The following is a 21,061-nucleotide window of genomic DNA, read 5'->3' as shown; positions in this document are numbered from 1 at the left end:
GCGTGATAAATGAAAAAGAATTAAAAAAAGAAGTAAGTAGAAGACGGACATTTGCCATTATTTCTCACCCGGATGCGGGGAAAACAACTATAACTGAACAGCTGCTCATGTTTGGGGGAGCGATCCGTCAAGCCGGAACCGTAAAAGCCAAGAAAAGTGGGAAGTTCGCAAAATCTGACTGGATGGAAATCGAGAAGCAGAGAGGGATCTCTGTAACAAGTTCTGTCATGCAGTTTGAATATCAGAATAAACGCATCAATATCCTCGACACTCCTGGACACGAAGACTTCTCGGAAGACACATACCGCACTTTGATGGCTGTGGATGCTGCTGTCATGGTCGTTGACAGTGCAAAAGGAATTGAGGAACAGACTAAGAAACTGTTTAAGGTCTGTCGTATGCGAGGGATTCCAATTTTTACATTTATGAATAAACTTGATAGAGATGGAAGGGAACCTCTTGAGCTCATAGAAGAACTTGAGGAAGTACTTGAAATCGATGCCTATCCAATGAACTGGCCGATCGGCTCAGGTAAGACTCTTCTGGGTTTATACGATCTTTATCATAACCGGATCGAAGCCTTCAGACCAGAAGAACTGAACAACGGTGAACGGCTCATCTCTTTGAATGAAGAAGGTGAAATCGAAGGTGAGCATGCACTGAAAAATGAAAGCTTGTATCATCAAGTACTTGAAGAGGCTCTTCTCCTGAAAGAAGCTGGAAATGATTTTTCAAGAGAAGCAATCAGCCAAGGAGAACTGACTCCAGTTTTCTTCGGCTCAGCTTTGACGAACTTTGGCGTACAGACTTTTCTTGAAACATTTCTGGATTTTGCTCCGGAACCTGGTGAACAGGAAACAGAAGAAGATGAGATCGTAGAACCGGAGGATACTGAATTTTCAGGATTCGTATTTAAAATACAGGCTAATATGGATCCTAAACACCGTGACCGTATCGCATTTTTACGTATCTGTTCAGGTAAGTTTGAACGGGGTATAGATGTTACACTATCCAGAGAAGATAAGAAAATTCGTCTATCAAACTCAACTCAGTTCATGGCTGAAAGCAGAGAAACAGTCTCTGAAGCCGTGGCAGGGGATATTATCGGACTTTATGACACGGGTAATTTTCAAATTGGAGATACAATCTATTCTGGTAAAAACAAAGTGACCTTTAAAGAGCTGCCACAGTTTACCCCTGAATTATTCATGAAAGTCGAACCGAAAAATGTAATGAAACAAAAATCCTTCCACAAAGGTATCAACCAGCTGGTTCAGGAAGGGGCAATTCAGCTGTACAAATCATTCCATACTGAGACTTATATTATTGGAGCAGTGGGACAGCTGCAATTTGAGGTTTTCCTGCATCGTATGAGAAATGAATATAACTCAGAAGTGATTATGACTTCAATCGGAAATCGCATAGCGAGATGGATAGACCGTGAACAGCTCGACGAGAATATGGGATCCAGCAGAAACATGCTGGTAAGAGACAGATTTGATAACCCGCTCTTCCTTTTCGAAAACGAATTTGCCATGAGATGGTTCAGTGACAAGTATCCAGATGTAACGCTGACTTCCTTACTATAAGAAAAAAAAAGCCACCCAGTTCGGGTGGCTTTTTTCAATTTACTCAGTGTTGTCTGATTCTTCAGAATCATTTTCGGAAGGGGATGGTTGTGTGCTGTTTTCTCTACGGATCTGAATATTACCTTCGTCATCTACCGTTGCGATGATGTGACCAGGTTCTGGATGGTTCAGATAAAATTCTGCAATTTTATCCTCGATTTGCTCTTCGATCACACGACGTAACGGTCGTGCACCCATTTTAGGGTCATATCCAAGATCGACTAGTTTCTCTTTTGCAGACTGGTCTATAGTGAGTGTGATGTCATGCTGGCGAATAGCCTCATTGACATCTTCCAGCATCAACTCGATAATATCCAGAAGATTTTCTTTGGATAGTGGATGGAACTCGACGATGCCGTCGAATCGGTTAAGAAATTCAGGTTTAAAGTAGTCTCCCAGGTGGTTCAGGATCGAATGCTGATCGCCGTTCATCTGGGCCCCGAACCCAACGCTTGATTCGACATTTGTCGTACCAGCATTACTGGTCATGATGATAATTGTTTCTTTAAAGTTAACTGTACGTCCTTGAGCATCAGTCAGTCGCCCATCGTCAAGAATCTGCAGGAACATGTTAAGCACATCTGGGTGTGCTTTTTCGACTTCATCCACGAGGATAAGGCTGTAAGGGTTTCTTCTGACTTTTTCCGTCAGCTGACCCGCTTCTTCATAACCGACATAACCAGGAGGAGAGCCGATCAATTTGGATGTGCTGTGTTTTTCCATATACTCACTCATGTCTAAACGGATATAGGAATCTTTACTTCCAAACAGTTCAAGAGCCAGTGATTTGGCCAGTTCAGTCTTACCGACACCTGTAGGACCAACAAACATAAAGGAGCCGATCGGACGGTTTTTCTTTCTCAAGCCGATGCGATTTCTTCTGATAGCTTTTGCTACTTTTGTAACAGCTTCATCCTGTCCAACAACATGTTTTTTAAGAGATTGTTCTAGATCTTTCAGCTGTTTCTGTTCTTTCTCTTTCAGCTCACCAACTGGAATGCCAGTTTTGATTTCAATGATGTTGATGATGTCCTGTTCTGTTACCTCAGGCAGATCAGATTCTGGCATCTGCTGATTGATCATATCTTTGTATTTAGCGGACTGATCCCGATAATAAGCTGCCTTCTCGTAATCTTCCTGCTCAAGAGCTTCCTGCTTGAGCTTCTCAGCTTCCTTGATCTTTTCTTCCAGTGAAGCAGGATCAACTGTTTGTATCGTCAAATTTTTCTTGGATCCTGATTCATCGAGTAAGTCAATAGCTTTGTCCGGAAGGAATCGATCTTGTATATAGCGATGTGATAGCTCGACCGCGGCTTTGATCGCTTTGTCTGTATATCTTACGTGATGGTAATCTTCATATTGCTTCTGAATACCTTTCAGAATAGTCAGAGTTTCATCTAAAGACGGCTCATTGACTCGAACTGGCTGGAGACGACGCTCAAGGGCCGGATCCTTCTCGATTTTGCGGTATTCATTCATTGTCGTTGCACCAATCATCTGAAGTTCGCCTCTGGCTAGTGCAGGTTTCAGTATATTTCCAGCATCCATACTGCTTCCGTCAGCTGAACCAGCACCGACAATCTCATGTACCTCATCAATGAAGAGAATGATATTATCATTTTCCTTCAGTTCGTTCATCAATTGCTGCATACGCTCTTCAAATTGACCTCTGATCCCCGTTCCTTGAACGAGAGAGACGACATCTAAACGGATAACCTCTTTATCTTGAAGTTTCTGAGGGATATCGCCTTCAGTGATCTTCAGAGCTAGTCCTTCGACGATAGCTGTTTTACCTACTCCAGCTTCTCCAGTCAGTACCGGGTTGTTTTTTGTACGTCTATTTAAAATTTCGATGACGCGTTCGATTTCCCTGTCGCGACCGATGACTGGATCGATTTTCCCTTCTCTTGCCATCTGTGTTAAATTGACGCCATACTCACTGAGAAGACCGCCTCGGCCCCCATTGCTAGGAGGCTGGTTATTTCCTCTGAAATGCTGTGGTTCAGAAGGAGGAGTCTGACCTTGATTCTGAGGGCCCATTCCTCTTGAAAGAGCTTTGAAAAAATCATCAAATTGATTGAAACCAAACGGATCACCCTGATTACCCTGGTTCATGCGCCCTTGCTGCTCCTGCTGTTTGATTTCCCTATAACATTTCTGACAAATATCGATTTCTCGTTTCTGACCATTGATACTTGTAGTTAAGTGTATTGTTGCGTTACGTTCCATACAACGTTGACATATCATATTCAAGACCTTCCTTTCCTAGATGATAATCTCATTATACTAATATTATAGTGGATAAAAGTCAGTTGATATGCTTACTAGAAGCACTATCTTCTTGACCATTACTGACCTTTCTATAATTAATTATACTCTGACCATTACTGACTTTCAAGTGATAAATGAGATTTAGTAAAAAATAGTTGTAGGTATAGGAAAAAAATGGTAATCTGTAATGGAAGAAAGGGTAGTATGATAAGCTTGGAACATGTTGGTGCAGCGACCGAATGTTCATGAAGCGCTCTCATAATGCTCATTTCTACCATACTATCTACTATTAAAGGAGAATTCATAATGGAAAAAAGAGAATACAACGTAACTGCAGAAACAGGGATTCACGCTAGACCAGCAACTTTACTGGTTCAGGCAGCGAGCAAATACAACTCAGATATCACTTTAGAATATAAAGGAAAATCTGTTAATCTGAAATCAATCATGGGCGTTATGTCTCTAGGTGTTGGTAAAGGTGCTGACGTTTCTATTACTGCTGAAGGTGCAGACGAAAAAGAAGCGATCGAAGGAATCGATCAGACAATCAAGAATGAGGGAATGGCTGAATAATGACCTCACAAGTATCTGGAATTGCAGCGAGCGATGGAATTGCTCAAGCTAAAGCCTACTTACTTATCGAGCCTGATTTAACTGTTGAAAAAACAAGTGTTACTGACACGGGTGCCGAAAAAGACCGTCTGACTAAAGCAATCGATGAGTCTAAAGAGCAGCTGGGCAAGATCCGCAGCATAGCCGCTGAAGCTTTAGGTGAAGAAGAAGCACAAGTCTTTGATGCTCACGTCATGGTATTGTCTGATCCTGATCTGATTGATCAGACACATGCTGTAATCGATAACGACAAAGTCAATGCAGATTTTGCTTTCAAACAAGTGACGGATACATTCATCGCTATGTTTGAAGGCATGGAAGACAATGCTTATATGCAGGAACGTGCAGCAGATATCAAAGATGTTAGAAAACGAGTACTAGCTCGTTTGCTGAACGTGACTCTGCCTTCTCCAGCTACTATAGATGAAGAAGTCATAATCATTGCTGAAGATCTTACACCTAGTGATACTGCCCAGTTAAATAAGAAGTATGTAAAAGCCTTTGTAACTGATATCGGAGGTAGAACTTCTCACTCAGCAATCATGGCCCGTTCTCTTGAGATTCCTGCCATTGTGGGAACAAAGAACATTACAGAACTCGTTAAAGAAGATGATTATTTAATTGTTGACGGAATGGAAGGAGAAGTAATAATCAATCCTTCCGAGGAAGATATTTCTTCTTTCGACAAAAAAGCTGAAGAGTTTGCTCAGCTGAAAGCAGATTGGGATCGTCTTAAAGATGAGCCTAGTCTGACCAAAGATGGAAAGCACGTAGAATTGGCTGCCAATATCGGGACACCCAAAGATCTTGAAGGGGTGAACAATAATGGTGGGGAAGCGATCGGACTTTATCGTACCGAATTCCTTTATATGGATTCTGCTGAACTACCATCTGAAGATGAGCAATACGATGCTTACAAAAAAGTTCTGGAAGGTATGGGCGATAAGCCCGTCGTTGTCAGAACAATGGATATCGGCGGAGATAAAGAATTGCCGTATCTTGAATTGCCTGTAGAAATGAACCCGTTCCTAGGTTACCGTGCAATTCGTGTGAGTCTGGACCAGGATAGTGTATTCCGTACGCAATTGAGAGCCTTGTTAAGAGCTTCAGTTCACGGCACACTTCGCATCATGTTCCCTATGATTGCGACTTTACCTGAGTTTAGAGCTGCGAAAGCCATTTTGGAAGAAGAAAAAGCTAAATTGATTGAAGAAGGTACTGAGGTATCTGATTCGATTGAAGTGGGAATCATGATCGAAATTCCGGCAGCAGCAGTGCTGGCTGATCAGTTTGCTAAAGAAGTAGACTTTTTCAGTATCGGAACGAACGACCTGATCCAATACACTATGGCAGCAGACCGTATGAATGAACGCGTCTCTTATTTATACCAGCCATATAATCCATCGATCCTTCGCCTAATTAAAGGTGTAATCGATGCTGCGCACAGTGAAGGCAAATGGGCCGGAATGTGTGGAGAAATGGCAGGAGATCAGATCGCTGTACCACTACTTGTGGGACTCGGACTGGATGAGTTTTCAATGAGTGCGACGAGTATTCTGAAAATTAGAAGCCTATTGAGAAAGCTTGATACAGCTGAAATGAAAGAACTAGCTGATAAAGCTCTGACAGAATGCACCACTTCTGAAGAAGTGATGGCATTGGTCGATCAATACGTATCATAATCGATAAACAGACTGGGCCTTAACCTGACCCAGTCTGTTTTGGTATACATAAAAGAGGAGGCTACTTGATGAAAAAGATAGGGTTTATCGGTACAGGAGTCATGGGACAGTCGATCGTGAAACATTTACTTAATGCAGGGTATGATGTCGCCGTCTACAATCGTACAAAATCAAAAGCTGAGAATCTGATCAGACTTGGAGCAAGCTGGAAGGATACACCAGCCGAGGTGGCGCGTGAGTCAGAGCTGATTTTTACTATGGTAGGGTACCCTCGTGATGTAGAAGAGGTCTATTATGGGAATGATGGAATCTTTCAGACGGATTTCAGCAACAGAATGGCAGTCGATTTGACAACCAGTACGCCTTCTTTAGCAGAAAAAATATACAGCTCTGCTGTGAAGGCTGGTGGGCAGGCGCTGGATGCTCCGGTGTCCGGCGGAGACCTGGGCGCAAGGAATGGCACGCTGACCATCATGATTGGTGGGGAGTCAGAAGTGTTTGAGTCTTGCAGGCCAGTTCTTGAACTCTTTTCGAAATCACTTGAACATCATGGACCGGCGGGTAGCGGTCAGCATACCAAAATGGCTAATCAGATTATGGTAGCAGGCACGATGACTGGGATGACTGAAATGCTGGCCTATGCAGAAAAAGCCGAACTTGATTTGGATAAGGTAGTTAAAACTCTTAGTGGGGGCGCGGCAGCCAACTGGTCACTTGAGAACTATGCGCCAAGAATTATTAAGGAAGACTATACCCCAGGCTTTTTCGTCAAGCATTTTATCAAAGACCTCAATATTGCACTTCAGGAAGCTGATAAAATGAAGCTTAAGTTACCAGCCACAGCTAAAGCAAAAGCGTTATACGATCAGCTTGCAGAGAATGGATATGAAGATGAGGGTACCCAGGCCCTGATCAGGCTCTGGTGGGGATAGGACAGATTATATGCTTAGTCTGATAAGTACAAAAAGAGGAGTCATCCTGAAGATAACCTCAGTATGACTCCTCTTTTTATGTGTTAAGTGAATCTACCGTGTGATTAGCTATTACTGTTTTAAAAGCCTGAAGGTTATCTGAAACGGGATGTGTTCCAGTAGTGCTGCTTACTTATTTTCCATGTACCTGGCAATACGGTCCATAGCTGTCTGGATATTGTCAAGACTGGCTGCATAACTTAGTCTGACATATCCTTCTCCTGCATCCCCGAATGCACTTCCTGGAATAATCGCTACTTTAGTTTCCTTCGCCAGATCGTAGCAGAAGTCATAACTGTTCTGTCTAAGTCTTTCCGGCACTTTAGCAAATACATAAAAGGCTCCAGTAGGTTCAGCAATTTCAAAACCGAGAGCAGACAGGCTTTCTATCACAACATCCCGGCGTTTAAGGTACTGGTCTCGCATAGGCAGGGCATCATCTTTTCCTACAGTAAGGGCTTCTATGCCAGCAAACTGTGTGATGCTAGATGCACTGGTTACGAGGGACTGATGAGTTTTTACTATCTGTTCAGCCAGGTACTCAGGTGCAAAAATGAGTCCAAGTCTCCACCCAGTCATAGCATGGGATTTTGACAGGCCGTTAATGACGATCGTCTGTTCACGTAAGTGCTCTCCCAGAGAAACAAAGGGTGCGTCATAGACTATTTCGCTGTAAATTTCATCACTGATGGCAATGACTTCCGGGAAACGACCGAACAGGTCAGCGATTTTCAATACCGTCTCTTTGTCCCAAGTGGTCCCGGTAGGGTTATTGGGGTAGTTGAAAATAACGGCTTTCAGTGAATCTCTATGTTCTTCCATGGTTTTTTCTAATATATCAGGATCGATAATAAATCCGGTATCAGATGTGTCGATGAATATAGGTTCCGCTTTAGCGTATCTGACCAGAGATTCATAAAGAGTGAAAAACGGAGATGGAATAATTACCTTGTCTCCTGGGTTAAGGAGAGTCAGAAGGCTGGCAGCGAGTGCCTCTGTTGCACCAACTGTTGCGATAATCTCTGAGTCTGGGTTATAATCCAGACGGTACTTTTCATTAACAAAAGCCGCAGCAGCTTCTCGTAGGAGATGGTATCCAGCAGTTTGCGTGTAAAAAGAGAAATCTTCATCGATTGCCCGCTTCGCTGCTTCCTTTACATGTGAAGGGGTAGGGAAGTCAGGTTGCCCCAGGGTCAGTCGAATCAGTTCGCCGAATTCAGAGACTTGTTCATCGAACTGTCTGATCTGTGATATTTCAGCTTTTAATACTTCCTGATTGAAAAGTGAATTGGTCATAATTATCATCCTTTTTTTTACTTATTAGTTTATCATACAGTTTTAATAAACAGAATTGAAGAGAGATTTTTAAATAGTTGAGGGAGGACTTCGGGGAATTTAGTAAAACCTGAGACAATTACTGTAATTTACAACAAATTCTGGTAAAATAGATGAGTGAAGAAGAATAGAAGTAGGAAGGGGAAAGTCTATGAAACCATCCCAACTGATACCAATTATCCGTCGCTTGGATGCGATGCGTGAAGATCAGTCTGACGAGGTGCAGGTAAGACGTTTCGAAAGAGACGGCAAGGAGCAGTGTATCGTTAGATATGACAGCAAATCCAATATGTTCGAGCTTGAAGACCGTACAAGCCAGCAGACCTATGAGTTTGATAATATTGATTATGTTGCTGTCGAAATACTCGAACTTGTTCAACCTACAACGTCTACAGAAGACTAAGAAGTGCACAAAAGGAAGTGCTTTGTGTGCTTCCTTTTTTTTAGATTGAACCCCTTTGTAAAAAAAGATAGTACAGAATAGGAGGAAGTTGATGCTTAATAGTTTTAAGCCAACTTGGATGGTCGAAACGATCTATCAGATCACCCCTGAACAGTTAAAAAATGCGGGGATAAAAGCCGTTCTAACCGATCTGGACAATACGCTCATTGCCTGGAACAATCCTGAGGCAACGGAAGAAACGATTGGATGGATTAAACTGATGAAGGAAAATGATATTGAGGTCATCATCCTGTCTAATAATACACGAAAAAGAGTGGGAAAAGTGGCTGGTATCCTTGATCTTGAATTTGTTCCAAATGCCCTCAAACCTTTCCAGCGGGGGTTTAAAAAAGCCCTTAAGGAATTTAAACTGGATAAAAGTGAAGTAATGATGGTGGGAGATCAGATCATTACCGATATAAAAGGAGCCAATCATGCAGGTATCAGAAGTGTTCTCGTGAAACCTATTCTTGACTCCGATGCCTGGAATACCCGACTGAACCGGTTCGTGGAATTGAAAATCATGAATTATCTGATTGAGAAAGACCCGGATATGAAATGGAGAGGAAGTTTACATGACAGAAATAGAACAAAATGACTCGCTTCATTGTATAGGCTGTGGAGCAGAACTCCAGGATAAAGATGAATCAAAATCCGGTTTCGCACCAACTAAGACTCTAGAAAAAGCAGCACAAGATGAAGCTGTCTATTGTAAGCGATGTTTTCGACTGAGACATTACAACGAGGTTCAGGATGTAGAGTTGACAGACGATGATTTTCTTAATATGCTTCATGAATTAAGCCAAAAAGATGCGCTTATCGTTAACTTGGTGGACATTTTTGACTTTAATGGAAGTATTATATCGGGCATACAAAGATTTGCTGGACAAAATCCATTGATGATTGTAGGAAATAAAGTCGATCTCCTGCCAAAGTCCTTGAAGCACTCTAAAATGAGACAGTGGATAACTGAACAGGCCCACCTGGTCGGAATCAGACCGGATAGCGTCCATCTGATCAGTGCACTCAGTAAAGAGCATGTTATGGACCTGATGGGACATATCGAAAAAGCAAGAAAAGGAAAAGATGTCTACATCGTAGGAACCACTAATGTCGGAAAATCCACGCTAGTAAATCAGATCATCAATCTGGCAACAGATGAATCAGATGTCGTGACGACTTCATATTTTCCAGGTACTACACTTGGTAAAATTGAAATCCCTCTCGATGACGAACGGATGCTGGTCGATACCCCTGGAGTGATCCAGCCTGGTCAGCTGTCGTATTATCTATCAGCGAAAGACATCAAGGAAATCACACCAAGAAAAGAAATTAAGCCGAAAAGTTATCAACTGAATGAAAATCAGACGCTCTTCATTGCCGGTCTGGCACGCTTTGATTATATTTCCGGTAATAAGAAGCAGCCATTTGTCAGTTACTTTGCTAACGACTTGTATATACACAGAACGAAAACTGAAAAAGCTGATGAGCTATACTCCAGCCAGAAAGGGGAACTGCTAACTCCCCCTTCAAAGGATAGTAGGATAACCGGTATGAAGCGATACGAGTTCGTCACCTCTGCGCCTTCTGATATTGTATTCTCTGGCTTAGGCTGGATTTCCATCGATCAAGCAGATACAAAGATTGCGGCATGGGCCCCTGAGGGTGTTGACGTACTGATCAGAAAGCAATTAATTTAGAAAGAAGGACAATGATGAAATTAACAGGCAAGCAGAAACGCTTCTTGAGAGCAGAAGCACATGATATGTCACCCCTGTTTCAGATTGGAAAAAACGGGCTGACTGTTGAAATGATAAGAGAATTTGAAGATTCTCTAGAAAATAAAGAACTGATGAAAGTCCAGCTGCTGCAGAATACTGACTGGACCACCAAAGAGGCAAAAGAGCTAATCGAAGAAGAATCAGATATTACTGTCGTTCAGACGATAGGGAGAGTTTTAGTGCTGTACAAGCGGGCAGAAGAAGAAAAATATCAGCACTTCTCTTCCAGACTACCAAGATCAAATTAAAGGCAGGTGTAAACAAGTGAGTCATAACGTTTCCAAAATCATTGAACCCGAAGTGCTCACTGAACTATTACAGTCAATTCCTGATAAAAAAATCGGCATACTTGGAGGGACTTTTAATCCTCCTCATCTAGGGCATCTGATCATAGCAGAACATGTGAGGGATCAGCTTGACCTGGATACTATCCTGTTCATGCCATCATATGAACCTCCTCATAAGCAGTCGAAACAGACAATCGATCATGTACACAGAGTAAACATGCTTGAACGTTCACTGTCAGACAATGACCAGTTTGACATCGATTTAAGTGAAATAGAAAGAAAAGGCAAGAGTTACACTTATGATACGATGAGACTACTTAAAGAGAAGCATCCGGATACAGAATTCTACTTTATCATAGGAGCAGATATGGTCGAAGATCTGCCAAACTGGCATAAAATAGATGAACTTATTCAGCTCGTTCAGTTTGTTGCCGTGAACCGCCCCAACTATCAGACCGAGTCCGCGTACCCTGTGATCATGGTGGACGTGCCTGATGTGGATATCAGCTCGAGTATGATCCGCCAGAAGGTGAGAGACGGGTGTTCGATCAAGTATCTAGTCACGGCTGAAACCGAGAAGTATATCGAAAGCGAAGGACTATATAAAGATGAAAACTAACAAACCGATTTATTCTCAGAACTACCTTGATCTTTCAAGAGCCGAACTTATCGAACTGATGGAAAAAACGCTCAGTAAAAGACGGTTCAAGCACGTCTTGAGAGTTGAAAAAACAGCATTGAAACTAGCCGATATTTATAATGCTGACAAGGAGAAAGTCAGTATAGCGGCGCTGGCTCATGACTATGCTAAAGAAAAACCGGATGAAGAAATGCGTGATCTGATAATTAGTGAAAATCTGGATCTGGAAATGCTTCAGTTTGGAAGTAATATCTGGCACGGGCCGGTTGGAGCTGTTCTGATGAAAAATGAGTATCATTTAGATGATGAAGAGATACTGGATGCAATAAAATACCATACGATCGGTTCACCACGAATGGATATCGTGGCGCAGATCATCTATATCGCAGATTTCATCGAACCTAACCGGTCTTTCAATGGTGTGGAAGAAGCGCGTCAGCTTTCAAAGACCGACCTTGAGTCGACGATAGCTTACATTTCCAGGTACACATTGAAAAATCTGATTAAACGCAAGGCAAAAATATATCCGAAGGCAATCGAAACCTACAATGCCTGGGGCGTAAAAAATAAGGAGGAGCAAGATGACCCGTTCGTCTATTGAACTATTAGAGTATGTAGTAAAATCAGCTGATGATAAATTGGCTCAGGAAATACTGGCATTGGATATGAAAGAAGTATCACTTCTAGCAGACTATTTTGTAATCATGCACGCCAACAACAATCGTCAGCTTGATGCAATTGCCCAAAGTATACTGGAGGCGGCTGAAAAGAATCAGCAGCCTGTTAAACGAGTGGAAGGTAAGGACCAGGGGAAATGGATCCTGATTGACTTAGGAGATGTAATCATACATCTATTTAATGAAGAAGAGCGAGAGTTTTACAAACTGGAGAGACTTTGGTCTGATGCTGAGCGGGTCGACGTCAGCGGCTGGCTGAGCTAATGAGCTACAACTGGTTTGCTAAAGTATACGATCAGCTCATGGACGATAGTCTGTATGGCAAGTGGCTGGAGTATACTAAAAAACATGTATCAGAGAATCGGACAATGCTTGAGCTGGGCTGTGGAACAGGAATCCTGGGTATTATGCTCAAAGAGTCGGGTTATGACCTGACAGGTCTTGATCTGTCTGAAGAGATGCTAAGCCTGGCTTACGACAGGCAGACTGAAAGCAAAGTCTTTTTCCCTCTTCTTCAAGGGGACATGAAAGAACTCTCAGAGCTCCCTCAGTATGATAGTGTCATCTGCTACAGTGATGCACTGTGTTATATGGAAGATGAAGCATCTCTCGCTAAGGTTTTTAAAGAAGTCTACTCGGTTCTTTCTGATGAAGGGGTCTTTTTATTCGATGTACATTCTCTTCATAAAATGGAGCTCTTTCAGGAATTTTCCTTCCATGCAGAAGTTGATGATATCGTCTTTTTATGGGACAGTTACGAAGGGGAGCATGAAGGGTCAGTCGATCATCATTTGACATTTTTTGTAGAAACAGATGAAGGCCGATATGAGCGATTTGAAGAAGTCCATTCAGAACGTACCTATCCTGTTGAAGTATATATACAGCTGCTGAAGAAAGCAGGATTTAGAACAGTCGACCTAACAGCTGATTTTACTGATACGGTCGAATCAGATAGTGAACGATGGTTTTTCGAAGTCAGAAAGTAAGGTGACAGGATGAGAGTGTGTGGGATCGTTGCTGAATATAATCCGTTTCATAACGGACACCAGTATCATCTTGAAGAGACTAGAAAAAAATTAAAAGCTGATATTATTATTGTTGTAATGAGTGGTAATTTCCTTCAGAGAGGGGAACCGGCAATCGTTGACAAATGGTCAAGAGCCCGAGCTGCACTGATGAATGGAGCAGATATCGTTGTGGAACTGCCGACTGACTTTAGTGTTCAGCCGGCTGATTTTTTTGCTGAAGGGGCTGTATCGGTCCTTAACTGTCTGGGTTGTGATCTGATCAGTTTTGGAAGTGAGAGTGGGAATAGTCAGGCTTTTGGAGAAGCTGCGGACCTGTATCTAGAAAATGAGGCTGAACTGGACGACTTGTTCAGACAGGCGCATCAGCAGAAACAGACGTATGCCCAGAATTTCAGTGATGTGATCAACACTTATTTCAGTCAGTTTCCACTTGATCTCACTCAACCAAACAACATGCTTGGTTTTGCGTATGCTAAAGAAATAAGAAGGAATGGATACGACATGTCCATCCAAACTGTTCCCAGAAAAAACAGCCACTATCATGATGATGAACTTGACAGTTCATTCAGTATAGCCAGTGCAACAGCTATTAGAAGAACGCTGCTTGAGAAGCGAGAAGCCTTTACGGCTGTCGAAACATTTGTACCGGCCGAAATGTATGATGTGCTGAAAAATCACCCACTTATATCATGGGAAAATCTGTTTCGTCTGCTTGACTACAGATTATCAGCGATAAGCACTGAAGACCTTAGTCAGATCTATCTGATGGAGAAGGGACTGGAGTACCGCTTGAAAGAGAAAATCAGCGATGCAGTATCAATGAAGGAGTTTATCGAATCTGTTAAGACTAGGCAGTTGACCTGGGTGTCCCTGCAGCGTATCTGCTGTCATATATTATTGAACAATACTAAACAGGCTATAAACATGGCAGAAAAGAGAATTGAAGCTGTGCGTCTTCTTGGATTTACAGAAGCAGGTCGAGGTTATATTGGCAAGCACAAAAATGAATGGTCGATCAAATTGGTTTCCAATCTTAATAAAAGAACAGCACCCAATTTTGAGCAGGACATCAAGGCTGGACATATTTATCGTCTAGCTGATAAAGAGCAGATAAATCATCAAGATTTTTATACGAAACCAATTAATTTTATTGACAATAATGGACTAAAATAGTATAATTATTTTTGTTGTCCAAGTACAAGGTCTACCCTCTAGGTTCTCAGCAGTGACTGCTTTTTATCCTAGCAGAACTAACCGACAAACACTGAGGTGAAGTCATTGAAAACTAAATGGGCATTAAACGAATTAAAAAGATATCAGTACCAGCCATTAAAACTGGATGGGACAGTCGATTTCTCAGAATCACTGAAAAATAGAGATAATGAAATCCTTTATGCTGAGCCAATACAGATTAGAGGGACACTGGAAAATGAAAAAAATGAAGTTTATTATGTGGATCTCGTACTCGATACGGTTCTCACAATGCCTTCGTCACGTTCACTGGAACCCGTCAAGGTTCAGTTGACTATCCCATTTTCTGAAATTTATCTGCCGGCACTATCATCTGTATCACTGGAATCATTTACAGAGGATGAACTGGTCGAGGAATTATCTGAAGACATTCTTGATTTGCAGAAACCGATCGAAGATACTATTTTAACTAATAAACCTACTCAGGTTTTTACCGAGGACGAGCGTCAATCTGGCATGATGCCCAGTGGAAAAGACTGGCATGTTATTGATGAGGAAGACCATAACGATCATCCAGGATTGGCTGATGATGGTGAGGGTGATCCCCGATTTGCCGCATTGAAAGATCTGTTCAAAGAGGACAATGAGTAGTATTTGAATCAGGAATCGAATCCTTTTAAGGAGGTGTGTTGGAAAATGGCAGTACCTAAAAGAAGAACATCTACTAGCAGAAAAGCAAAAAGACGTACTCATATCAAATTGGACCTTCCAAACATGAGTGATTGTCCAAACTGTGGTGAAGTGAAGCGTAACCACCATGTATGCCCATCTTGCGGATTTTACGCAGGTAAAGAGGTAGTAAGCAAAGAAAGTTAATCGTAGCATACACGATCGACTCAATATAGAGTTTAGAAAAAAGCGTTTATGGGTTAACTCATGAACGCTTTTTCTGATAGTTAATCGTATGAATGGATAGGAAGTGGACATCATTGATGGTTCAGTCGATTTGATTATAATTATATTTTATATTTTGCCAATCATTATCCTGCTGTTTTCAAAAAAGATAAACCGCCAGTTCAGGTTGGTAAATATTCCCGTCAAAGTAGTGGATCTGCTAATCCCTTACATGCTGATTTTATTATTTTTTTTAGGGAAGCTTTACTTTGAAATCAATTTCATTCCGTACATTATTATTGTCCTGTCTCTAACGGGGATTATCATCGCCACATTCAGAACGTTCGTTAAAGAAGAACTGAACATTTACTTTTTCTTCAGGATCTGGTGGAGATATGTGTTCCTAATTCTTCTTACTGGGTATATTGCAATAGGCATCTTCATTACTTATCTGGCCATTATTTAAGTATCAACTTAGAGAATAGCTCAAAGCATCCGAGAGTATGACGGCAGTCATATTTTCCGGATGCTTTTTTTTTTTGCCAGTTTTATTTTACAATTGTGTTTTATTTGTATAATGATGTGGTAGAAAGTGGGGGATTGTGGTAGACTTAGCCTTATAAGTGGGGAGAGGGGGCAGTGAAATGTTATTAGGCGAATATAAGCATAATATTGATGCAAAAGGTCGGCTGATCATCCCATCCAAGTTCCGTGAGGATCTGGGAGAGCGTTTCATTGTGACCCGTGGCCTGGATGGCTGCCTTTTTGGCTATCCCATGCAGGAATGGACCTTGCTGGAAAATAAATTAAAGCAACTTCCCCTGGCAAAGAAAGAATCAAGAACCTTCACACGGTTTCTTTATTCAGCTGCAACTGAATGTTCACTGGATAAGCAAGGACGTATCAACCTTCCGAGTCCGCTGATCAATCATGCAGTACTGGAAAAGACCTGCTATATCATTGGTGTATCAGAAAGGATTGAAATCTGGAGTGAAGAGAAGTGGGAAGCATTTTCTCAAGATGCTGACCAGTCTTTTGAAGAAATAGCGGAAGAAATGATCGACTTTGGCTTTTAGTAACGGAGGATATACATGACACTATTTGAACATGAAACAGTTTTACTTAATGAAACCGTTGAGGGTCTGAATATACGTCCAGACGGTGTCTACGTTGACTGTACACTAGGCGGAGCCGGACACTCGTCGCTTATACTTCAGAAACTTGATGAGAGAGGACATTTATACTCTTTTGATCAGGATATTACGGCAATTAATAATGCAGCAGAATTGTTAAAAGAAGAGGTGGATAAGGGGAAAATCACGTTTGTCCACACTAACTTCAGAAATATTGCATCAGCATTGAATGGACTTGGGGTCCAGAAAGTTGACGGTATCATGTATGACCTGGGTGTTTCGTCACCTCAACTGGACATCACTGAACGGGGATTCAGTTATCACAAAGATGCACGCCTTGATATGCGAATGGATCAGTCACAGGACTTAAATGCTCATGATATTGTCAATAATTGGGAGTACAACGACTTAGTCAGAATATTTTTTAGATACGGGGAAGAAAAATTCTCTAAACAGATCGCAAGACTGATTGAATCTACAAGAAAAGACAGACCCATCAATACAACCCAGGAGCTGGTTGAGCTGATTAAAGAAGCGATTCCGGCGCCGGCAAGAAGAAAAGGCGGGCATCCTGCCAAACGAATCTTTCAGGCCCTCAGGATAGCTGTCAATGATGAACTGGGCGCACTTGAAGACTCGCTCGAAGCAGCAATCGATCTATTAAATATTAACGGACGGATCAGCGTCATCACATTCCATTCGCTGGAAGATCGCATTGTCAAGCAGATGTTCAAGAGTTACTCCAAGCTACCGGACCTACCTAGAGGACTTCCGGTCATTCCTGATCACGAGCAGCCGGTACTTAAGCTGATCAACAGGAAGCCGATTATTCCTGGAGATGAGGAACTGGCTGAGAATAACCGGTCTCGAAGTGCAAAACTAAGAATCGCAGAAAAACAGAGAAACAGCTGAACAGATAAAACGGTATATTGAAGAAAGGAGTATTGATCACATGATGAATGATAACTTAGCAAGACAGTATGAAATGAACCAACAGCCCCTGCATCAGCCTGGCATCAATCAGGAACCGGAGAAGGTAAGAGAACCCAGTCCGAAGACGAAAGGACTGACGCGGCTTGAATCTGCAGTCATCAGCTTTTTTGGTGTCATACTATTCGGTTTGGCAGTTGTACATATTGCATTATCTATGCAGGTATCTATGATCAATCGTTCGATTCAGGATATCGAGTCTCAGGCAGTCGTTACTCAGATTGAAAACGAAAACTTTGAACAGAAAGTGCAGGAATTGTCCAGATATGACAGAGTTTATTCCATCGCCATAGAAAATGGACTGGAAATGAACGAAGAACAGATCAGGAATGTATTCAGATGAAACAGTTGAAAAAAAAGGTTAACGAGACCAACCCTTTCCACAATAGAAAAATGATCGCAATATTTATGTATGTGATCTGTTTTGTTCTCTTTGCTTCGCTTTTTCTGAGATTTACCTGGATCATGGTCAGAGGAGAAGTAAACGGGGAAGATCTTCGTCTTAATGTAGAAAAATTATATACCCGAAATAATGTGCTTCAGGCCCGCCGCGGGACAATATTCGACAGAAACGGTAATCCGATCGCAACAGATGCAACGACCTACAAGATGGTAGCTATTCTTACTGATGAATGGTCATCACCTAGCAGACCCCAGCATATTGAAGAACCTCGAGCTGTTGCAGAAATTATTGCTACTCATCTGTCACTGAATGAGGATGACATTTATGCCCGACTGACTCAAGACAGTATGCAGGTAGAGTTCGGAAATGCTGGAAGCAATCTGACTTTCGAAACTATGAGTGCGATTAGAGACGATCTGTCGGAAAATGAACTGACCGGTATAACATTTGATGAAAGCAGAAGCCGGTTTTATCCCAATGGCACATTTGCTTCACATACAATCGGACTGGCTCAAGTGACAGATGAAAGTGATGATCAGCTTCATGGAGTCATGGGCCTGGAAAAACAGTATGATGACCATTTAAGTGGTGAAAATGGATGGATAAAATTTCAGCGTGATTTCTTTGGTTATGTAATTCCAGATCAGGAAATCGAAGAAGTGGATCCGATAAACGGCAAAGATCTTACACTTACAATAGACCGGCGTATGCAGATTTTTCTTGAAAGTATTGTTGAAGAAGTAGATCAGGAACACAAACCGGAATACATCACGGCTAATCTGATGAATGCTAAAACTGGAGAAATACTGGCTACAACTCAACGTCCAACTTTTAATGCCACTACAAAAGAAGGAATCGATCAATCCTGGCAGAATCTTCTGGTTGAATATACATTTGAGCCCGGATCAACTTTAAAAGCAATGACTCTGGCTGCTTCTATTCAGGAAGGTACCTTCAGACCATATGAATACTTCCGCTCGGGACAGATTCAGGCCGGCGGAGGAACGATTCGTGATGTCAGACGCGAAGGATGGGGAACAATTACCCACCTGGAAGGACTGGCTCGTTCCAGCAACGTATCATTCGTTCATCAGGTTGAAGAGATGGGGCATGATATATGGAAGAGCTATCTGGATGCCTTCGGCTTCGGTACTAGAACAGGTATAAACTTGCCTAATGAGTCGAACGGAAGTAATCCATACGAGTCACCATTACAGAAAATCAATACTGCTTTCGGTCAGGGGATTGCAGTGACTCCTGTTCAGATGCTGAGAGCCTTTTCTGCTCTTACTAACGGTGGGACAATGGTAGAACCTCACATTGTATCAGAACAGACAGAGGGCTCAGAAAAACAGCCGGTCATTTCTCCTGAAACAGCTGCTCAGACATTGGAGTACCTTAAAGAAACAGTTTACAGCGAGTATGGAACTGCTAGAGGGTACCAGATCGATGGTTTTGAAATAGCAGCTAAGACTGGAACTGCTCAGATTGCAGATCCGGAAACTGGCGGATATCTGAGCGGGCCAAATAATAAGGTATTTTCAGTAGTCGGAATGGCGCCAGCTGATGATCCGGAATTGATTCTGTATGTGACTGTGCAGCAGCCTGAACTGAATACGATCTCTCACGGCAGTCAAGCTGTCCAGAAAATATTCAACCCGGTGATGAAGAGGGCACTTAAATACTATTCTGCCGGTGACGATATGCAAAGTGAAAATAGTTATGCAAATGACATGCCTGACTTTGTTGAAAAACCAGCTCAGGATGCCATAGCGTATCTGGAGGAAAATGGTGATGCGTACAGCCTGATCGGCTCTGGAGAACGAGTTGTTCAGCAGTTTCCAAGACAGGATATGCAGGTAGATGAAACTCAACGAGTTTTGCTTCTGACAAATGGTGCAATGACCTTACCGGACCTTACCGGCTGGTCAAGAAATGATTTGTACAGACTGGCAGAACTCACCGGGATAGCACTCACGGTAGAAGGTGAAGGTTTTGTGACGTCACAGAACATGTCTGCCGGGTCATTTATTGAAACTGGAACTGAAATAGTGGTACAATTAGCTTCGAATCAAGAATGACATAGGAGTGGACAAGAAAAGTGGATAGTGTGTATTTGGTAATGACGTTGGTAGTCAGTGGATTGATAGCTGCTTCCCTGATGCCGACTGTAATTAGTTATTTCAAAAAAAAGCAGCTGGGGCAGACAACCAGAGAAGAAGGCCCTTCCTGGCATGAATCAAAGTCGGGCACACCGACAATGGGAGGTCTCTCGATTCTTATCTCTGTGGTTCTTTCCTCGTTAATTTTTTCATTCTTGGTGGGTGGGCAGTTCTGGCTAACAGCCTTACTTGTATTCATCTTTATCGTATTTGCATTGATCGGCTTTATAGATGATTATATTAAAGTCGTCATGAAAAGAAATCTTGGACTTACCAGTCTCCAGAAGCTTATCGCTCAAATTTCAGGTGCAGTTCTTTTCTATTTCGGGGTCAGCAGTCTGATTTCTATCCAGACGATCAGTTTACCTTTTAATGTAAGTCTATCGATTGGATGGCTGTATATTTTCTTCGTCTTGTTCTGGCTGGTCGGGTTTTCGAATGCGACTAATCTGACAGATGGAATTGATGGTCTGCTTGCAACGACAGGAATGATTGCTTACGGAGCATATACTGTAATTGCTGTCTGGCAGGGACAGTGGGAAGTAGCCGTCTTTACTGCAGCGGTTGTGGGTGCGCTTATAGGATTCTTTATTTTTAATAAAAAACCGGCAAAAGTGTTTATGGGAGACGTCGGCTCACTCGCATTAGGTGCAGGACTTGCAGGTGCATCCATCATTCTTGATCAGGAATGGACGCTGCTGCTCATAGGGCTTGTATTTGTCATTGAAACAGCAAGTGTAATGCTGCAAGTTGGATCGTTTAAGCTAAGAGGAAAACGAATCTTTAAAATGAGTCCGATTCATCATCACTTTGAGATGAGCGGATGGGGCGAATGGAAAATAGTTATCGTTTCTTCTATTATCACACTGATCACTAGTATACTGGCATTGATCAGTATATAAACAACCGGAACTGGTAGTAGTTATTTACTTCC

23 protein-coding genes are annotated in these 21,061 nt (G+C 42.1%); 21 read left to right on the top strand and 2 right to left on the bottom strand.

Features of this window, described 5'->3' with window-relative positions:
- Positions 1 to 5 precede the first annotated feature (5 nt).
- Complete coding sequence (locus BLR76_RS01580) at positions 6 to 1,589, top strand: peptide chain release factor 3 (protein WP_091264725.1); 1,584 nt, start codon at positions 6 to 8, stop codon at positions 1,587 to 1,589.
- A gap of 39 nt (positions 1,590 to 1,628) precedes the next feature.
- On the opposite strand, the gene BLR76_RS01575 is transcribed toward BLR76_RS01580, so the two are convergent.
- Positions 1,629 to 3,875 (bottom strand): ATP-dependent Clp protease ATP-binding subunit, encoded by a 2,247-nt coding sequence (locus BLR76_RS01575; protein WP_091264627.1) that lies wholly within the window; start codon positions 3,873 to 3,875, stop codon positions 1,629 to 1,631.
- A gap of 330 nt (positions 3,876 to 4,205) precedes the next feature.
- Between BLR76_RS01575 and BLR76_RS01570 the strand changes: the two genes are divergently transcribed.
- The 3 genes from BLR76_RS01570 (at position 4,206) to BLR76_RS01560 (ending at position 7,125) form a co-directional block, all read left to right on the top strand.
- Positions 4,206 to 4,472, top strand: a complete 267-nt coding sequence (locus BLR76_RS01570) for a phosphocarrier protein HPr (RefSeq protein ID WP_091264625.1) — start codon at positions 4,206 to 4,208, stop codon at positions 4,470 to 4,472.
- Positions 4,472 to 6,193, top strand: a complete 1,722-nt coding sequence (ptsP, locus tag BLR76_RS01565) for a phosphoenolpyruvate--protein phosphotransferase (RefSeq protein ID WP_091264623.1) — start codon at positions 4,472 to 4,474, stop codon at positions 6,191 to 6,193. Before BLR76_RS01570 ends, ptsP begins: the two co-directional genes overlap by 1 nt.
- 68 nt (positions 6,194 to 6,261) lie before the next feature.
- Positions 6,262 to 7,125, top strand: a complete 864-nt coding sequence (locus tag BLR76_RS01560) for an NAD(P)-dependent oxidoreductase (RefSeq protein WP_091264620.1) — start codon at positions 6,262 to 6,264, stop codon at positions 7,123 to 7,125.
- A gap of 168 nt (positions 7,126 to 7,293) precedes the next feature.
- On the opposite strand, the gene BLR76_RS01555 is transcribed toward BLR76_RS01560, so the two are convergent.
- Entirely contained in the window at positions 7,294 to 8,469 is a 1,176-nt protein-coding gene (locus tag BLR76_RS01555; RefSeq protein ID WP_091264619.1) for an aminotransferase class I/II-fold pyridoxal phosphate-dependent enzyme, read from the bottom strand.
- 181 nt (positions 8,470 to 8,650) lie between these two features.
- Here BLR76_RS01555 and BLR76_RS01550 point away from each other — a divergent pair, with 181 nt between their 5' ends.
- The 17 genes from BLR76_RS01550 to mraY all read left to right on the top strand — a co-directional run bounded on the left by BLR76_RS01550 (position 8,651) and on the right by mraY (position 21,029).
- Positions 8,651 to 8,902, top strand: a complete 252-nt coding sequence (locus BLR76_RS01550; RefSeq protein ID WP_091264616.1) for a YkuJ family protein — start codon at positions 8,651 to 8,653, stop codon at positions 8,900 to 8,902.
- Positions 8,903 to 8,993: 91 nt separating this feature from the next.
- Positions 8,994 to 9,539 (top strand): YqeG family HAD IIIA-type phosphatase, encoded by a 546-nt coding sequence (locus tag BLR76_RS01545; protein WP_091264615.1) that lies wholly within the window; start codon positions 8,994 to 8,996, stop codon positions 9,537 to 9,539.
- Positions 9,517 to 10,641, top strand: a complete 1,125-nt coding sequence (gene yqeH / locus BLR76_RS01540) for a ribosome biogenesis GTPase YqeH (protein WP_091264612.1) — start codon at positions 9,517 to 9,519, stop codon at positions 10,639 to 10,641. The genes BLR76_RS01545 and yqeH overlap by 23 nt, the downstream gene beginning before the upstream one ends.
- A gap of 11 nt (positions 10,642 to 10,652) precedes the next feature.
- Positions 10,653 to 10,970, top strand: a complete 318-nt coding sequence (gene yhbY / locus BLR76_RS01535; RefSeq protein WP_425425689.1) for a ribosome assembly RNA-binding protein YhbY — start codon at positions 10,653 to 10,655, stop codon at positions 10,968 to 10,970.
- Positions 10,971 to 10,986: 16 nt separating this feature from the next.
- The gene (locus BLR76_RS01530) at positions 10,987 to 11,628 is read left to right on the top strand and encodes a nicotinate-nucleotide adenylyltransferase (RefSeq protein WP_245682995.1); all 642 of its coding nucleotides are present in this window, start codon (positions 10,987 to 10,989) and stop codon (positions 11,626 to 11,628) included.
- Positions 11,618 to 12,250 (top strand): bis(5'-nucleosyl)-tetraphosphatase (symmetrical) YqeK, encoded by a 633-nt coding sequence (yqeK, locus tag BLR76_RS01525; RefSeq protein WP_091264609.1) that lies wholly within the window; start codon positions 11,618 to 11,620, stop codon positions 12,248 to 12,250. The genes BLR76_RS01530 and yqeK overlap by 11 nt, the downstream gene beginning before the upstream one ends.
- Positions 12,231 to 12,590 carry a ribosome silencing factor gene (rsfS, locus tag BLR76_RS01520; RefSeq protein ID WP_091264607.1) on the top strand — a complete coding sequence of 120 codons (360 nt, stop codon included), beginning with the start codon at positions 12,231 to 12,233 and terminating at the stop codon, positions 12,588 to 12,590. Before yqeK ends, rsfS begins: the two co-directional genes overlap by 20 nt.
- Entirely contained in the window at positions 12,590 to 13,312 is a 723-nt protein-coding gene (locus BLR76_RS01515) for a class I SAM-dependent DNA methyltransferase (protein WP_091264605.1), read from the top strand. The genes rsfS and BLR76_RS01515 overlap by 1 nt, the downstream gene beginning before the upstream one ends.
- 9 nt (positions 13,313 to 13,321) lie before the next feature.
- Positions 13,322 to 14,527 (top strand): nucleotidyltransferase, encoded by a 1,206-nt coding sequence (locus BLR76_RS01510; RefSeq protein ID WP_091264603.1) that lies wholly within the window; start codon positions 13,322 to 13,324, stop codon positions 14,525 to 14,527.
- A gap of 105 nt (positions 14,528 to 14,632) precedes the next feature.
- The gene (locus BLR76_RS01505) at positions 14,633 to 15,196 is read left to right on the top strand and encodes a YceD family protein (protein WP_091264600.1); all 564 of its coding nucleotides are present in this window, start codon (positions 14,633 to 14,635) and stop codon (positions 15,194 to 15,196) included.
- A gap of 45 nt (positions 15,197 to 15,241) precedes the next feature.
- The gene (gene rpmF / locus BLR76_RS01500; RefSeq protein WP_091264598.1) at positions 15,242 to 15,421 is read left to right on the top strand and encodes a 50S ribosomal protein L32; all 180 of its coding nucleotides are present in this window, start codon (positions 15,242 to 15,244) and stop codon (positions 15,419 to 15,421) included.
- A gap of 103 nt (positions 15,422 to 15,524) precedes the next feature.
- On the top strand, positions 15,525 to 15,905 hold the full coding sequence (locus tag BLR76_RS01495; RefSeq protein ID WP_091264594.1) for a DUF3397 family protein: 381 nt from the start codon (positions 15,525 to 15,527) through the stop codon (positions 15,903 to 15,905).
- Positions 15,906 to 16,083: 178 nt separating this feature from the next.
- Positions 16,084 to 16,515 (top strand): division/cell wall cluster transcriptional repressor MraZ, encoded by a 432-nt coding sequence (mraZ, locus tag BLR76_RS01490; RefSeq protein ID WP_091264592.1) that lies wholly within the window; start codon positions 16,084 to 16,086, stop codon positions 16,513 to 16,515.
- A gap of 15 nt (positions 16,516 to 16,530) precedes the next feature.
- Positions 16,531 to 17,484, top strand: coding sequence for a 16S rRNA (cytosine(1402)-N(4))-methyltransferase RsmH (rsmH, locus tag BLR76_RS01485; protein WP_091264589.1), 954 nt, complete (start codon positions 16,531 to 16,533; stop codon positions 17,482 to 17,484).
- Between the two features lie 40 nt (positions 17,485 to 17,524).
- Positions 17,525 to 17,905, top strand: a complete 381-nt coding sequence (gene ftsL / locus BLR76_RS01480; protein WP_091264587.1) for a cell division protein FtsL — start codon at positions 17,525 to 17,527, stop codon at positions 17,903 to 17,905.
- Positions 17,902 to 20,046 carry a penicillin-binding protein gene (locus BLR76_RS01475; RefSeq protein WP_091264584.1) on the top strand — a complete coding sequence of 715 codons (2,145 nt, stop codon included), beginning with the start codon at positions 17,902 to 17,904 and terminating at the stop codon, positions 20,044 to 20,046. The genes ftsL and BLR76_RS01475 overlap by 4 nt, the downstream gene beginning before the upstream one ends.
- Before the next feature lie 20 nt (positions 20,047 to 20,066).
- Positions 20,067 to 21,029 carry a phospho-N-acetylmuramoyl-pentapeptide-transferase gene (mraY, locus tag BLR76_RS01470; RefSeq protein WP_425425688.1) on the top strand — a complete coding sequence of 321 codons (963 nt, stop codon included), beginning with the start codon at positions 20,067 to 20,069 and terminating at the stop codon, positions 21,027 to 21,029.
- Positions 21,030 to 21,061 lie beyond the last annotated feature (32 nt).

Source organism: Alkalibacterium thalassium (assembly GCF_900101165.1).
Lineage (GTDB): Bacteria > Bacillota > Bacilli > Lactobacillales > Carnobacteriaceae_A > Alkalibacterium > Alkalibacterium indicireducens.
This window is presented reverse-complemented; position numbering and strand designations above follow the sequence as displayed.

Coding starts and splice junctions, on each gene's coding strand:
- BLR76_RS01545 (WP_091264615.1), top strand. CDS start 8,994: ATGCTTAATAGTTTTAAGCCAACTTGGATGGTCGAAACGATCTATCAG.
- BLR76_RS01555 (WP_091264619.1), bottom strand. CDS start 8,469: ATGATAATTATGACCAATTCACTTTTCAATCAGGAAGTATTAAAAGCT.
- yhbY (WP_425425689.1), top strand. CDS start 10,653: ATGATGAAATTAACAGGCAAGCAGAAACGCTTCTTGAGAGCAGAAGCA.
- yqeH (WP_091264612.1), top strand. CDS start 9,517: ATGACAGAAATAGAACAAAATGACTCGCTTCATTGTATAGGCTGTGGA.
- ftsL (WP_091264587.1), top strand. CDS start 17,525: ATGATGAATGATAACTTAGCAAGACAGTATGAAATGAACCAACAGCCC.
- rsfS (WP_091264607.1), top strand. CDS start 12,231: ATGACCCGTTCGTCTATTGAACTATTAGAGTATGTAGTAAAATCAGCT.
- BLR76_RS01515 (WP_091264605.1), top strand. CDS start 12,590: ATGAGCTACAACTGGTTTGCTAAAGTATACGATCAGCTCATGGACGAT.
- BLR76_RS01560 (WP_091264620.1), top strand. CDS start 6,262: ATGAAAAAGATAGGGTTTATCGGTACAGGAGTCATGGGACAGTCGATC.
- yqeK (WP_091264609.1), top strand. CDS start 11,618: ATGAAAACTAACAAACCGATTTATTCTCAGAACTACCTTGATCTTTCA.
- BLR76_RS01510 (WP_091264603.1), top strand. CDS start 13,322: ATGAGAGTGTGTGGGATCGTTGCTGAATATAATCCGTTTCATAACGGA.
- BLR76_RS01570 (WP_091264625.1), top strand. CDS start 4,206: ATGGAAAAAAGAGAATACAACGTAACTGCAGAAACAGGGATTCACGCT.
- BLR76_RS01575 (WP_091264627.1), bottom strand. CDS start 3,875: ATGATATGTCAACGTTGTATGGAACGTAACGCAACAATACACTTAACT.
- mraZ (WP_091264592.1), top strand. CDS start 16,084: ATGTTATTAGGCGAATATAAGCATAATATTGATGCAAAAGGTCGGCTG.
- BLR76_RS01550 (WP_091264616.1), top strand. CDS start 8,651: ATGAAACCATCCCAACTGATACCAATTATCCGTCGCTTGGATGCGATG.
- rsmH (WP_091264589.1), top strand. CDS start 16,531: ATGACACTATTTGAACATGAAACAGTTTTACTTAATGAAACCGTTGAG.
- rpmF (WP_091264598.1), top strand. CDS start 15,242: ATGGCAGTACCTAAAAGAAGAACATCTACTAGCAGAAAAGCAAAAAGA.
- BLR76_RS01475 (WP_091264584.1), top strand. CDS start 17,902: ATGAAACAGTTGAAAAAAAAGGTTAACGAGACCAACCCTTTCCACAAT.
- ptsP (WP_091264623.1), top strand. CDS start 4,472: ATGACCTCACAAGTATCTGGAATTGCAGCGAGCGATGGAATTGCTCAA.